19 protein-coding genes are annotated in these 12,840 nt (G+C 66.0%); 14 read left to right on the top strand and 5 right to left on the bottom strand.

Annotation, left to right across the window (positions count from 1 at the left end; translation table 11 throughout):
* Window position 1: 1 nt before the first annotated feature.
* The 7 genes from OF829_RS00905 (at window position 2) to guaA (ending at window position 6,768) form a co-directional block, all read left to right on the top strand.
* Window positions 2–559 carry a DUF2846 domain-containing protein gene (locus OF829_RS00905; protein WP_264938066.1) on the top strand — a complete coding sequence of 186 codons (558 nt, stop codon included), beginning with the start codon at window positions 2–4 and terminating at the stop codon, window positions 557–559.
* A gap of 169 nt (window positions 560–728) precedes the next feature.
* Window positions 729–1,148, top strand: a complete 420-nt coding sequence (rplQ, locus tag OF829_RS00900; RefSeq protein WP_264938065.1) for a 50S ribosomal protein L17 — start codon at window positions 729–731, stop codon at window positions 1,146–1,148.
* A 96-nt stretch (window positions 1,149–1,244) separates the two neighbouring features.
* Window positions 1,245–1,703 carry a thioredoxin TrxC gene (gene trxC / locus OF829_RS00895; RefSeq protein WP_264938064.1) on the top strand — a complete coding sequence of 153 codons (459 nt, stop codon included), beginning with the start codon at window positions 1,245–1,247 and terminating at the stop codon, window positions 1,701–1,703.
* 167 nt (window positions 1,704–1,870) lie between these two features.
* Window positions 1,871–2,026 (top strand): hypothetical protein, encoded by a 156-nt coding sequence (locus OF829_RS00890; protein WP_264938063.1) that lies wholly within the window; start codon window positions 1,871–1,873, stop codon window positions 2,024–2,026.
* 161 nt (window positions 2,027–2,187) lie between these two features.
* A complete protein-coding gene (locus tag OF829_RS00885; RefSeq protein WP_264938062.1) occupies window positions 2,188–4,338 on the top strand; it encodes a prolyl oligopeptidase family serine peptidase in 2,151 nt (716 codons plus the stop codon).
* 25 nt (window positions 4,339–4,363) lie between these two features.
* On the top strand, window positions 4,364–5,152 hold the full coding sequence (locus tag OF829_RS00880) for a hypothetical protein (RefSeq protein ID WP_264938061.1): 789 nt from the start codon (window positions 4,364–4,366) through the stop codon (window positions 5,150–5,152).
* Between the two features lie 59 nt (window positions 5,153–5,211).
* A complete protein-coding gene (gene guaA, locus OF829_RS00875; RefSeq protein ID WP_264938060.1) occupies window positions 5,212–6,768 on the top strand; it encodes a glutamine-hydrolyzing GMP synthase in 1,557 nt (518 codons plus the stop codon).
* Between the two features lie 91 nt (window positions 6,769–6,859).
* Here guaA and OF829_RS00870 read toward each other — a convergent pair whose 3' ends face one another.
* Complete coding sequence (locus tag OF829_RS00870) at window positions 6,860–7,474, bottom strand: surface-adhesin E family protein (protein WP_264938059.1); 615 nt, start codon at window positions 7,472–7,474, stop codon at window positions 6,860–6,862.
* 71 nt (window positions 7,475–7,545) lie between these two features.
* Entirely contained in the window at window positions 7,546–8,184 is a 639-nt protein-coding gene (locus OF829_RS00865; RefSeq protein WP_264938058.1) for a hypothetical protein, read from the bottom strand.
* Window positions 8,185–8,332: 148 nt separating this feature from the next.
* Here OF829_RS00865 and OF829_RS00860 point away from each other — a divergent pair, with 148 nt between their 5' ends.
* The 7 genes from OF829_RS00860 to OF829_RS00830 all read left to right on the top strand — a co-directional run bounded on the left by OF829_RS00860 (window position 8,333) and on the right by OF829_RS00830 (window position 11,594).
* A complete protein-coding gene (locus OF829_RS00860; protein ID WP_264938057.1) occupies window positions 8,333–8,974 on the top strand; it encodes a hypothetical protein in 642 nt (213 codons plus the stop codon).
* Window positions 8,944–9,384 (top strand): GNAT family acetyltransferase, encoded by a 441-nt coding sequence (locus tag OF829_RS00855; protein ID WP_406701396.1) that lies wholly within the window; start codon window positions 8,944–8,946, stop codon window positions 9,382–9,384. The genes OF829_RS00860 and OF829_RS00855 overlap by 31 nt, the downstream gene beginning before the upstream one ends.
* A gap of 9 nt (window positions 9,385–9,393) precedes the next feature.
* On the top strand, window positions 9,394–9,675 hold the full coding sequence (locus tag OF829_RS00850; RefSeq protein ID WP_264938056.1) for a DUF427 domain-containing protein: 282 nt from the start codon (window positions 9,394–9,396) through the stop codon (window positions 9,673–9,675).
* 117 nt (window positions 9,676–9,792) lie between these two features.
* Window positions 9,793–10,047 carry a hypothetical protein gene (locus OF829_RS00845; RefSeq protein WP_264938055.1) on the top strand — a complete coding sequence of 85 codons (255 nt, stop codon included), beginning with the start codon at window positions 9,793–9,795 and terminating at the stop codon, window positions 10,045–10,047.
* 36 nt (window positions 10,048–10,083) lie between these two features.
* Window positions 10,084–10,431 (top strand): ArsC family reductase, encoded by a 348-nt coding sequence (locus OF829_RS00840; RefSeq protein ID WP_264938054.1) that lies wholly within the window; start codon window positions 10,084–10,086, stop codon window positions 10,429–10,431.
* A 68-nt stretch (window positions 10,432–10,499) separates the two neighbouring features.
* Window positions 10,500–10,925 (top strand): hypothetical protein, encoded by a 426-nt coding sequence (locus tag OF829_RS00835; RefSeq protein ID WP_264938053.1) that lies wholly within the window; start codon window positions 10,500–10,502, stop codon window positions 10,923–10,925.
* A gap of 33 nt (window positions 10,926–10,958) precedes the next feature.
* Window positions 10,959–11,594: a 2OG-Fe(II) oxygenase family protein gene (locus OF829_RS00830; RefSeq protein ID WP_264938052.1), complete on the top strand. Its 636-nt coding sequence runs from the start codon at window positions 10,959–10,961 to the stop codon at window positions 11,592–11,594.
* Between the two features lie 38 nt (window positions 11,595–11,632).
* Here OF829_RS00830 and OF829_RS00825 read toward each other — a convergent pair whose 3' ends face one another.
* From OF829_RS00825 to OF829_RS00815, 3 genes are read right to left on the bottom strand one after another with little or no spacing between them, the layout of a single operon-like run.
* The gene (locus tag OF829_RS00825; protein ID WP_264938051.1) at window positions 11,633–11,848 is read right to left on the bottom strand and encodes a helix-turn-helix transcriptional regulator; all 216 of its coding nucleotides are present in this window, start codon (window positions 11,846–11,848) and stop codon (window positions 11,633–11,635) included.
* Entirely contained in the window at window positions 11,841–12,254 is a 414-nt protein-coding gene (locus OF829_RS00820; RefSeq protein ID WP_264938050.1) for a hypothetical protein, read from the bottom strand. The genes OF829_RS00825 and OF829_RS00820 overlap by 8 nt, the downstream gene beginning before the upstream one ends.
* Before the next feature lie 2 nt (window positions 12,255–12,256).
* Entirely contained in the window at window positions 12,257–12,721 is a 465-nt protein-coding gene (locus OF829_RS00815) for a hypothetical protein (protein WP_264938049.1), read from the bottom strand.
* Window positions 12,722–12,840 lie beyond the last annotated feature (119 nt).

Raw genomic sequence — 12,840 nt, 5'->3', positions numbered from 1 at the left:
GATGAAAATTCTCAAGTTCGCAATGACCGCAGCCGCAGTCACACTGATGACGGCCGCCGCGCCGGTGATGGTGCCGGTCGCCGCGCACGCCCCCGCGGGCGACAAGGATCCGGTCGTGCCGATCGCGATTCCCGCGCCGCCCCCGGGCAAGGGCCAGATCGTGTTCTTCCGTTCCGGCGGCGGCGGCTTCGCGGTCGGCTGTTCGGTCAACGAACATGGCCAGAAGGTCAGCTCGCTGGGCGCCGGGCGCTATTTCATCATGGTCCTCGATCCCGGCCGTCACGAATTCACCGTGAAGAGCGAGGCGAAGGACGTGCTCGCGCTCGAGGTCGAGGCCGACGAGACCCAGTTCGCGACCTGCAAGATCAAGATGGGCATCCTGATCGGGCGTCCGGACATTCGGCCGTCGACCGAGGCTGAGTTCCGCAAGGCCAAGAACCTCAAGTTGGTCGACGAGGACGATATGGGCCCGCCCGAACTGGGCGCGCTTCGCCAGGCCCAGATCACCGCGGCGCTCGGCGCCCAGGCTCCGGCGACTGCCGCGGCGCCGGCGCAGTAATATCGCGTCATGGCGGGGGCGCGCCATCGTGCGCGCCCCTGCTTTTGCCCACGATCGCTTGACTTTCGGCGGGGAATCGGCTTTGGGCCGCGCTCCGGTTTTGGCGGCACCGTGAGCCGCCTGGTCTGGGGTACCTGATACGGCCCCTTAACGAACGAAGGAAGAAGACATGCGCCATAAGGTAGGCGGCCGTAAGCTTCAGCGCACCTCGGCCCATCGCGCCGCGCTGTTCCGCAATCTGAGCGCCGCGCTCATCAAGCACGAGCAGATCACCACCACGCTCGCCAAGGCGAAGGAGCTTCGCCCCTATGTCGAGAAGCTGGTGACACTGGCGAAGAAGGGCGGGCTTTCGAACCGCCGTCTCGCGCATGCCCGCCTGCTCGACGATGCGCAGCTGGTGAAGCTGTTCGACGTGCTGGCCGCCCGCTACGCCGACCGCAACGGCGGCTATACCCGCGTGATCAAGGCCGGGCCGCGCGCCTCGGACGCCTCGCCGATGGCGATCATCGAGTTCGTCGACCGCGACGTCTCGGCCAAGGGCCAGGATTCGGGCCCGGTGATGGGCGACGAGTTCGACGAAGCCGCCTGATCGGTTGCCGATAGGGACAAGCAAGGCGGCCGCACCCCGGTGCGGCCGCCTTTTGCTTTCGCGAAACCAAGTCGGCCCGCAGAGCATTGATCCCGCATGACCCAGGCCCCATCCATCGACGCCGTGGTCGTCGCTTGCCCGCATGACGGGGCGCTCAACCGGGTGCCGCGCGCACGGCTGGTGGAGGGGCCGAAATGCGGGACGTGCGGGCGGCTGCTGTTCGCGAGCAAGCCGGTGGCGCTCGATGCTACGGGGTTCGAGCGGCATGTCATGAAGGCCTCGCTGCCGGTGCTGGTCGATTTCTGGGCGGGCTGGTGCGGGCCGTGCCTGCAGATGGCGCCGCAGTTCGATGCGGCGGCGGCGCGGCTGGAGCCGCGGGTACGCCTCGCCAAGCTCGACACCGAGGCACAGCCGGAGATCGCCGGCCGCTATGGCATTCAGGGCATCCCGACGATGATCCTGTTCGCGAACGGCCGCGAGGTGGCGCGGCAATCGGGCGCAATGCCGGCCTCGGCGATTGTGCAGTGGGCGGAGCAGGCGCTGCGACATGCCTGAATAGCGTTTGTTTCGGCTCCGCAAGATTCGCTAGACTTTGGTGTGCGCCACCAATCCCTATCTGTCTTCTGAAGCAGGATCGACGCTTTTCCGCGGGTTTCGCGGTCTGGCACGTCGCTTGCGAACGTAACGGCGCCGGCAGGTTCCGCCGGCCCAGGAGACAGAAAATGAAGACCCGTTCGTCCGCGCTGTACAAGCGGACCGAGAATTACCACCGCCGCGGCACGTCCTGGATCGGCGCGGTCGCGGCATTGGCCTTCGCCGCCGCGCCGCTGGTGGCGATGCTGTGGGTGGTGCCGGTGACGGGCATCGGCATCGCCTGATCCCTGGCCCGTCACCCCGGCGAAAGCCGGGGCCAAGGGCCACGAACGGCATCGCCTGCAACGCTGGGTCCCGGCTTCCGCCGGGATGACGATCAGGGAGTTTCAAAGCGGACGGATCATGTTCTAGGGTGCGCCATTCCCACGCATTCCGGAGTCCATCCATGCGTCGACCGATGCTCTTCCTGTCCGCCCTTCTCGTCATCCCCGCCGCCACCGCCCAGACCGCCCCGGAGACCAACGCCAGCATGCCGAACCTCGTCTATCCGCAAACGCGCCGCGTCGATGTGGTCGAGGAGCAGTTCGGGGTGAAGGTGCCCGATCCCTATCGCTGGCTGGAGAATGACGTCCGCAACGATCCCGAGGTTCGCGCCTGGGTCGATGCGGAGAACAAGGTCACCAACGCCTATCTGGCGACGCTGCCGGGCCGCGACCTGTTCAACAGGCGGATCAAGCAGCTGTTCGATTATGAGCGGTTCGGCGTGCCGGTCCGCAAGGGCGGGCGTTATTTCTACCAGCATAATTCGGGCCTTCAGAACCAGGCGGTGCTGTTCGTGCGCGACAGCCTGAACGGCCCGGGGCGCGTGCTGATCGATCCCAATGGCTGGTCCAAGGATGGCGCCACCGCGCTCGCCGAATGGCTGCCCAGCGAGGACGGCAAGCATCTCATCTATTCGGTGCAGGACGGCGGGACCGACTGGCGCACGCTCAGGGTGATCGACGTCGCCACCGGCAAGGAGACCGGCGACGAGGTGAGCTGGGCCAAGTATACGATGGGCGCGAGCTGGGCGCATGACGGATCGGGCTTCTTCTATTCGCGCTATCCCGAGCCGCCCGCCGAGGCCAAGTTCCAGGCGCTCTCCGAAAACCACAAGGTCTATTTCCACAAGCTCGGCACGCCCGCGTCCGCGGACCGGCTGGTCTATGAGACCCCCGCCTCGCCCAAGCTCAGCCATTATGCCGGCATCACCGACGATGGCCGCTATCTGGTGATCAGCACGACCGAGGGCACCGACAACAAGAATCTCGTCACGATCATCGACCTGCACGACCCGAAATGGGCGCCCAGGACGATCATCGGCAAGCTCGAGAATGACTGGTCGACGATCGGCAATGTCGGGTCGAAATTCTATTTCTCGACCAATGCCGGCGCCCCGCGCGACCGGATCGTGACGATCGACATCGCGTCGGCGGACATGACCCCGCATCAGGTGGTCCCCGAGAGCGAGGCGACGCTGAGCAGCGCGTCTCTGGTCGGCGGGCGGCTGGTGCTCTCCTATCTGGTCGACGCCAAGACCGAGGTCCGCCGCTACACGCTCGACGGCAAGCCGGACGGCAAGGTCGCGCTGCCGGGGATCGGCACCGCGAGCGGGTTCGGCGGCGAGATCGGCAATGCCGAGACCTTCTTCACCTTCACCAGCTTCAACACGCCCGCGACCGTCTATCGCTACGACGTGAAGAGCGGCAAGGCGGCCGCCTGGGCGCAGCCCAAGGTGGCGTTCAACCCCGCCGATTATGCCGTCGAGCAGAAATTCTTCGCCTCGAAGGACGGGACCAGGGTGCCGGTCTTCATCGTGCGGAAGAAGACCACCACCGGCCCCGCGCCGACGCTCCTGTGGGGCTATGGCGGGTTCAACCTCAGCTACACGCCCGCCTTCTCGGCCTCGCGGCTGGCGTGGCTCGAGCAGGGCGGGGTGTTCGTCCTCGCCAACATCCGCGGCGGCGGCGAATATGGCAAGGCGTGGCACGATGCCGGGCGGCTCGCCAACAAGCAGAATGTGTTCGACGACTTCATCGGCGCCGCGGAGTTCCTGATCAAGGAAGGCGTGACGACCCCCGGCCAGCTCGCGATCCAGGGCGGTTCCAATGGCGGGCTGCTGATCGGCGCGGTGGTCAACCAGCGGCCCGACCTGTTCGCGGCCGCCTTGCCCGCGGTGGGGGTGATGGACATGCTCCGCTTCGACCGCTGGACTGCGGGACGCTACTGGGTCGACGATTATGGCTATCCGTCGAAGGAGGCCGATTTCCGGGTGCTCTGGACCTATTCGCCCTATCACAATATCCGCGGCGGCCGGACCTATCCGGCGATCCTGGCGACCACCGCCGACACCGACGACCGCGTCGTGCCGGGGCACACCTTCAAGTACGTCGCGGCGCTCCAATATGCCGATATCGGCCCCAAGCCGCACCTCGTCCGCATCGAGACTCGCGCGGGCCATGGCTCGGGCAAGCCGACCGACAAGATCATCGAGGAGGCATCGGACCTGTGGGCCTTCGCGGCGCGCTGGACGGGGATGGAGGTGAGGCCGCGCTGAGCGGCGGGGAAGGGGAGGAGCCGTCATGAAACGCGTCGCGCCATTGGTCCTGGTCCTGCTCCTCCTCCCGCTGCCCGCGGCGGCGCAGCGCGACACGGTCAACAAGGAGCAATTCCGCCACCAGAATCCACGCAAGACACAGGCGCAATTGCAGGACCAGTTCGTAGGCCTGTTCGAGCCCGTTGATCTGCGGCGGCGTAAGGACGCGCCTGAGCCGCGCAATCCGCTGACCAGGGTGATGCTCACCGGCAAGCCTTATGCCGCGACGGTTCCGGGGCTCTGTCGCAGCGACAGCGTCGTCATGCGGTTCGCACCGATTGGAGTAGGCAGCGGGCCCTTCGATGCGACTACCCCGGTCCGCGCCTATGGGCTGGAAACCAGCGCAAGCTTCTATTTCGTTCGGCCGCCCACGGGCTGGTATCGCGATATGAGCAGCGATGGGCGCTCGCCTTGGGATCACGAGTGCCACGGCGTGGGCTGGCCGGAGACGGGAGGCTTTGTCGCCAAGGAGGACGAGCAGGCGACCGATGCCTATTGGGCGGTTCACCTCGCCGGCGAGGCTGTCGCGGCGGGAAAAGTGGTGCCGGTCTGCGAGGAGTTTGCCGAGAAGCGCGATTGCCGCGAGGTCGTCGCAACTTTTGCCGCTTCGCCGTTCTGGTTCGTCGACGCGTGCGATGCGGCGTGGGACAGACGCTGCTTCGCGGTACTTGGTGCCGATGACGTCCAAATGCGCGTCGTCGCGCGTTTGGACGGGATGGTCGAACGGGTCGAGATGAGCCAGGTCCTCCTGCTCAGCCATGCGGTGCTCGATTAGCGCGCGGGCAACGTCCTCCGCCCTTCCCACGCCGCGATGATCTGCTATGCGGCCCAGGCATGAACCATCATGCCGATTCCATCCTTATCGTCGATTTCGGAAGCCAGGTCACTCAGCTGATCGCGCGGCGGGTGCGCGAGGCGGGGGTCTATAGCGAGATCGCTCCCTTCACCGCGGCCGCCGAAGCGTTTGCCCGGATGAAACCCAAGGGGATCATCCTCTCGGGCTCGCCCGCCTCTGTGCTCGAGGAAGGCAGCCCGCGGGTGCCGCAGGAAATCTTCGACTCCGGCCTGCCGATCCTCGGCATCTGCTACGGCCAGCAGGTGATGATGCACCAGCTCGGCGGCACGGTGCAGCTGGGCGAATCGGGCGAGTTCGGGCTGGCGTTCATCGAGATCGAAGATGGCTGCGTGCTGTTCGACGGCGTGTGGCACGAAAGCGAGAGCCACCAGGTCTGGATGAGTCATGGCGACAAGGTGACCGAACTCGCCCCGGGCTTCCGCTCGGTCGCGGTGAGCCCCGGCTCGCCCTATGCGGTCGTCGCCGACGATGCGCGGCGCTATTACGCCACCCAATTCCATATGGAGGTGGTCCACACGCCGGACGGGGCGAAGCTGCTCGCCAATTTCGTGCGGCATGTCTGCGGGCTCACCGGCAACTGGACGATGGCCGAGTTCCGCGCCGCCAAGATCAAGGAGATCCGCGACCAGGTCGGCGACGGCAAGGTGATCTGCGGGCTTTCGGGCGGGGTCGACAGCGCGGTCGCGGCGGTGCTGATCCATGAGGCGATCGGGCACCAGCTCACCTGCGTGTTCGTCGATCACGGGCTGATGCGCTCGGGCGAGGCCGACCAGGTCGTCAGCCTGTTCCGCGGGCACTATAATATCCCGCTGGTCCATGTGCAGGCCGAGACCTTGTTCCTCGGCGGGCTCGAGGGGGTCACCGATCCCGAGGCCAAGCGCAAGTTCATCGGCAAGACCTTCATCGACGTGTTCGAGGACGAGGCGCGCAAGATCGGCGGGGCGGATTTCCTCGCGCAAGGCACGCTCTATCCGGACGTGATCGAGAGCGTCAGCTTCACCGGCGGGCCCTCGGTGACGATCAAGAGCCACCACAATGTCGGCGGGCTGCCCGAGCGGATGAACATGAAGCTGGTCGAGCCGCTGCGGGAGCTCTTCAAGGACGAGGTTCGCGCGCTCGGCCGCGAGCTGGGGCTGCCCGATGTGTTTGTGGGGCGGCATCCTTTCCCCGGGCCGGGGCTGGCGATCCGCATCCCGGGCGAGGTGACCAAGGAGCGCTGCGATATCCTGCGCAAGGCCGACGCCATCTATCTCGAGGAGATCCGCAACGCCGGGCTCTACGACGCGATCTGGCAGGCCTTCGCCGTGCTGCTGCCGGTGCGCAGCGTCGGGGTGATGGGCGACGGACGGACCTATGATTCGGTGCTGGCGCTCCGCGCAGTGACCTCGACCGACGGGATGACCGCGGTGGCCTTCGAATTCCCCGGCGGGTTCCTGGCGCGGTGCGCGACGCGGATCATCAACGAAGTGCGCGGGGTGAACCGGGTGACGTACGATTATACGTCGAAGCCGCCGGGGACGATCGAGTGGGAGTGATCGAGACTCGCGATCATGCGAGGCATGATCGCGGCTTGATCATTCGGAGCAGCAAGGCGCCGCTTCCCGAACCCCGGTCCTGCGGCTTTCCCTACTGCTGTGGCGGCGGCGGCGTTGGCCTCAGGCTTGCCGGCAGGAAACCGTCGGGGAGCGGTTTGCGCGCTTCCGCGATCGCGGCGGCCGCGCTTGGATACGGATTGCCGCCTTTTCTCCAATCCCATTCGCCGCACGCGATACTCGCGGCGTAATAGACCGGGTCGGAATAATAGTCGGGATGCCCAAGCCGAAGCGGTTCCGGCGCGTCCCCCCGATTTGCGGCATGGTGCCGGGTGCCATCGGCATCGACCAACGCCGCCGCGCGCTGCTGGAAGGTGCGGGCGACGCAATCGAAGCGGATGCTGTACCAGACCGCATCATAGTGGATGCCACCCGGTTCCGTCTGGGGCTCGACATAGGCGTGCAACAGCCAGGCATCGGCATGATCGCCGCTGCGCCGCATCGTGCTGACTTCGATAAAATAGCTGTCGTCGCCCTGCACGAAGCGCATCGTGAAGGTGAGCGCCAGCGACTTGCCGTCGATGACGGAGGGTGTGCCCGGGTCCGCGTCGAAAAGGAACGGATCGGCCATTTCATACCGGACCGGCGCGGCATGGGCTGGCGCGATCATGCCCGGCATCATCAGCGCGGCGGCAAGCATCAGTGTCATTCCTGATCTCCGTATTGGGCAATGGATCGTCTCTACCGCGCCAGCCGATGCAAGGGCACCCTCGGGCGGGCCTAGGATGGAAACGGGTTCAGCTGGAAGGCGATCGACTTCGCCGCCTTGCCGTCCACCGTTCCGCTATCTTCCCAGCCCTTTTCACCCGCCTTGCCGATATTGCCGCCGGTGCCGACGCACCACAAAGTGTCGTTGGCGTCGAAGGCGACCATGTTGAGCGTCCAGCCGCCATAGGCCGCGGTCTGGTCCTCCCATGCCCCCGTAGCGGCGTTCCAATACCCCAGATTGCCCTCGGTGCCGACGCCCCACAGGCCGCCCTTTGAATCGAAGGCGATCATCCTGAGTGTCCAGCCGCCCCAATTGCCATAGTCGGTCCAGGCGTCGTGGAGCAGGGTGCCGACATTCCCCTCGGTGCCGACGCACCAGAGTTCCATGTCGCCCGGCTTGAAGGCGAGCCAGTCGATCGTCCAGCTGATCTGGTGCCACGCGCTCTGATCGACGGTCATCGAGCGCATCGACTTCACATTGCCGTCGGTGCCGACCAGATACAGATAGCCCTGGGGGTCGAAGGTCAGCGTCTTGAGCGACCAGCCGCCGACATAGCCGAGGCTGCCCCAATTCCCGGCATTCTCATTATATGCGAGCACGCTGCCGTCGGTCGCGACGACCAGCATGTTGTGGGGCAGATCAGCGGACATGTTGTCTCCTTGCGGCATGATGGCGGGCATGCGGCCTGCCCCGACCCTGTCGCCAGCATTGAATCACGCGGTCCCGATTGCAAGGACTTGCCCAAGGGCGTTAGGATGAAGCCGCCCTGGGGAAGGGGTGTGACTGGGGGATCGGACCATGACCAAATTCTCGCTGTGCGCGGGCATCGCCGCTTTGACCTTGCTCGCGGCATGCGGGGAGGCGCCGCCGCCGGCGGTCAACATCACCACGGTCGAGGTCGATAATTCCACCAATGTCACCGTCCCCGAGCCCGCTGCCGAGCCCGCCGGGAACGCTGCCGTGACGAACACCGCCGAAGCCGCGGCGCCCGCGGTGGCGCTCGCGTCCGACGGGCTGACGATCGTGCTCGACAGCGGCAGCACGCGCCATGCCAATTTCGGCATGGCCCGCGACGTGGTGGTGCCGATGGTCAGCGCCGGGCTGGGCAAGCCGACCGGCACCGGCCGTAACGAGGAATGCGGGCAGGGGCCGATGGATTTCGTCGATTTCAAGGGCGGGCTCGATCTCGAATTCCAGGACGGCAAGTTCGTCGGCTGGGACGTCGATGGGCGCGAGAAGGGCGGCTACACGACGATGAACGGGATCGGCGTGGGATCGACGCTCAAGGAACTGCGCGCCGCGTTCGGCGGTGTGACGGCGGAGAACACGTCGCTCGGCGACGAATTCGGCGCGGGCGATCTGGGCGGGCTGCTCACCTCGCTTAAGCCCGATGCGACGATCACCCATCTCTGGGCGGGATCGACCTGCCAGTTCCGCTAACCCGGGCGGCCGCGGGCGATGCCGACGCGGTGATCGCGCTGTGGGAGGCGTGCGGGCTGACGCGGCCGTGGAACGATCCGCAGCGCGATTTCGCCCTGGCGCTGGCGAGCGGGGCCTCGACGGTGCTGGTTGCGCGCGTTCCTGTCCTTGGGGGCGAGGCGCTGGCCGGGAGCGTGATGACGGGCTTCGACGGGCATCGCGGCTGGGTCTATTATCTCGCGGTCGCGCCCGGGCACCGCCGCAAGGGGCTCGGACGGGCGCTGATGGCCGGGGCGGAGGCATGGCTGCGCGAGCGCGGCGCCCCCAAGATCCAGCTGATGGTGCGCGAGGAGAATGAGGCGGTCGCCTTTTACGAGGCGCTGGGGCTGGAACGGCAGAAGGTGGTGACGCTGGGGCGGTTTCTCGATTAGGATGCGTTCATGCCAACCGCGACCTGGAACGGCGTCATCCTGGCGCAAAGCGACGACACGGTGATCGTCGAGGGGAATCATTATTTCCCCGCCGACTCGATTGCCGCAGAGTTTTTCGAGGAGAGCGACAGCCACACGCTTTGCCCATGGAAGGGCATCGCGAGCTACAAGACCGTGGTGGTCGATGGCGCGCGCAATCCCAACGCCGCCTGGTATTATCCCGACCCCAAGCCCGCCGCGAAGCAGATCGCCGGGCGCTTCGCATTCTGGAAAGGTGTGGAGGTCGTGTGACCGCGGCGCGGCAGCGATTACATCACTTCCTGGCCTGGCCGACCCGCGGGATCGTCATATTCACTTTGGGGCATGCCCCCATTATTGTGCGGACAAAGGCTTTGGAAGGAAAGGGCGATGCGCGCTTTGATATTCTTGGCTTCACTCGCAACCGTCAGCTCGGCTGCCTTCGCGCAATCGCAAGACAGTTCGCGGCCCGCGCTCGGCTATGTGTCGGCGCGAACGGAAGCGGTAAACCGCTCCCATCTGGAGGGCCGCGAACGCTATGAGTGCCTCGTGCGCAAGAGCAATGGCAGGCAGGAATGCCACACCCGGGCCGAATGGCGCCGGATCGCGATGCAGATCGAAAACGACAACCGCCCAAAGCGCTGAAGCGCCCCTTGGCCGGCGACAATCGGGGGAAATAGTGTGACGCTGGCCATGTACGGGATCAAGAATTGCGACACGATCAAGAAGGCGCGCGACTGGATGGCCGCCAACCATATCGCCTACGACTTCCACGACTATAAGGCCGAGGGCGCCGACCGCGCGCGGCTGCTCAAATGGATCGAGGCGGTGGGCTGGGAGGTGCTGCTCAATCGCGCCGGCACCACCTTTCGCAAGCTTCCCGATGCCGATCGCGAGGGGATCGATCAGGCCAAGGCGGTCGCGCTGATGCTCGAACATACTTCGGTGATCAAACGGCCGGTGCTCGAATATCCGGGCGGGGTGCTGGTCGGGTTCAAGCCCGATCTATGGGCGCGCGCGCTGCTTTGACGGTAAGGCTTGGCTAACCCTTTAAGTTCGGTTAGTATCCACTGACCAAAGCAGGGGAGGACTGCATCATGGCATCGGTTTTCGGGGGCAAGCCGCCCGTCTGGTTCTGGATCGTTTCGGGCGCGTTCCTGCTGTGGCAGCTGATGGGCGGTTACGCTTTCTATGTGTACGCGGTCGTCGGGCCCGACGATCCCTATCAGCGCCATCTGGGTGAGCTGATGCCCTTCTGGTATAATTGGGTGTTCGGGGTGGCGGTGTTCGCCGGAATCGCGGCGGCCGTGCTGCTGCTCATGCGGAACAAGCTCGCCAAGCCGCTCGCGCTGGCCTCGCTGATCGCGGTGATCCTGCAATATGGCTATGTGATCGGGACGACCGATCTGATCGCGCATCAGGGTCTGGTGATGGCGACCGGGCTGCCGATTACGATCGCGGTGCTCGGCGCGGTGATGCTGTGGTTCGCCAATTCCTCGATCAAGCGCGGCTGGCTTTCGTAACATCACCGTCACGCCCAAGTCATACGGCGCGGCATGGCCGATGATTTTGACAGGATCCGGGTGCGCGCCGAGCAGCATGGGCTGTTCGAGACCTGCATCCTGCTTGGGAGCCTGACCGGCGCCGAGGCGATGACCGCGGCGCTGGAGGCGGCGATCCGCGCGCACCGCGATGCCGAGCCGGGGATCGAGCGGTCGAACGTCGGCGGCTGGCATTCGAAGACCGACATGCTCGATTGGGGCGGCCCCGCCGCGGCCAAGCTCGCCGATACCGCGGTGAAGATGGCGAAGCGCATGTCGGTGTTCGGCGCGGGCGAGCCTTTGTGGTCGGTGCGGATGTGGGCCAATGTCTCGCCGCCGGGGGCGCTCAACATGAGCCATGCGCATCCCGGCGTGCTGTGGGCGGCGGTCTATTATGTCGCAGCCGGCGAGGCGGGGCAGGGTGGCGAACTCTATCTCGAGGACCCGCGCTTCCCCGTGCCCCAGATGACGCTACCGGGCTTCCGCGCGATCGGCGCGGATGGGATGCCGCAGGAGGTCGAGCACCGCATCGCGCCCAAGCGCGGCGACCTGATCCTGTTTCCCGCCTGGATGCGCCACGGCGTGCGGCCCTATCGCGGGACAGGCGAGCGCATCTCGATCGCGATGAACCTCTACGTTCGCGAAGCATAGCGACAGGCCCAGCCCGGGTCCGAGGCCGAGCCCCAAGGCTAGCCTTCCTCCCACTGGAACACCTCCTCCAGCGGCTTGTCGAACACCCGCGCGATCCGGAACGCCGCCTCGAGCGTGGGGGAATATTTCCCCTGCTCGATCGCCGCGATCGTCTGGCGGGTTACGCCTACCGCCAAGCCCAGTTCGGCCTGGGTCATCTCGCCCGCCATGAAGCGCAGCATGCGGATCTGGTTCGAGAGCGCACCCTTAGCCATGCCAGCCTCGGCGATAGCTCAAGAGGATCACGCCCTGATGGGTGAGCTCGGCGATCACGATCGCGAACAAGGCGGTGTTGACGATCTTCCCCGGCGCCTCGGTAAAGGGCATCACCACCCCGACCAGGATCATCCCGACCAGCAGCACGGCATAGGCGATGCTCGCCCCGCGCCGCTCGATCGCCCGGTCGCGCTCGTCGGCGGCGCCGCCGCCCGACTGGATGCGGACGGCGAGGTTGCCGCCGATCGCTACCAGCGCGTGGGCGGTCGCGACCATGCCGAACAGCCAAAGCATGTCGAGCAGCCGCGCTTCGGGCGGGCGGGTCGCGACGATGGTGAAATAGACGGCGTAGACCAATGCCATCGCCGTGAAATTCACGGCGGCGAGTTTCTCACGATAAGCCATGTTCATCCTCCCATCCGGAAGCGGGCGATCTGCCAGCCGCTGTGCACCAGCTCGGCCAGCACCAGGGATGCGAGCAGCGCGTTGCCGAGCAGCACCGGGGCGAGCCCGTGGGGCGGGGCGGGCTGCCATTCGTTCGCGATGCGCAGCAGCACGGGGCCGGCGAGCATCAACGTCACCACCGCGCTGCTCAGCGTGAAATAGGCCGGGCGATAGGCCGAGAGCGCGAAGGCCTTTTCGCGGTCGTCCGCCGGGGCGCCGGCTTCCTTGCCGGTGATGACCGCGAGGATGATCGCCGCGACGATGTGCACCCCCACGACCAGCGCGACCGTCATGACGAAGTCGCCGGTCGCCGCGCCCTGATCGAAATTGCCGGCCTTGAGCGCGCGGGCGAAGCGGATGAAATACCAGCCCCAGATCCCCAGCGTCGCCGCCATGGATGCCCAGAGCATCTTTTCCCTGAATGCCATTTTCCTGTCCTCGATGTTCTCGATTCGCCACATCATGTAAAGAATATCGAACATTGAGTCAATAGTTAATAACTTCATGTCATCCGTTCCAGCCATTCCTCGGGGGGCCGCGCGCGCTT

This window comes from Sphingomonas caeni (assembly GCF_026013415.1).
Lineage (GTDB): Bacteria > Pseudomonadota > Alphaproteobacteria > Sphingomonadales > Sphingomonadaceae > Sphingomonas > Sphingomonas caeni.
The sequence above is the reverse complement of the archived record's forward strand: the minus strand, read 5'-3'. Positions and strand labels throughout refer to the sequence as shown.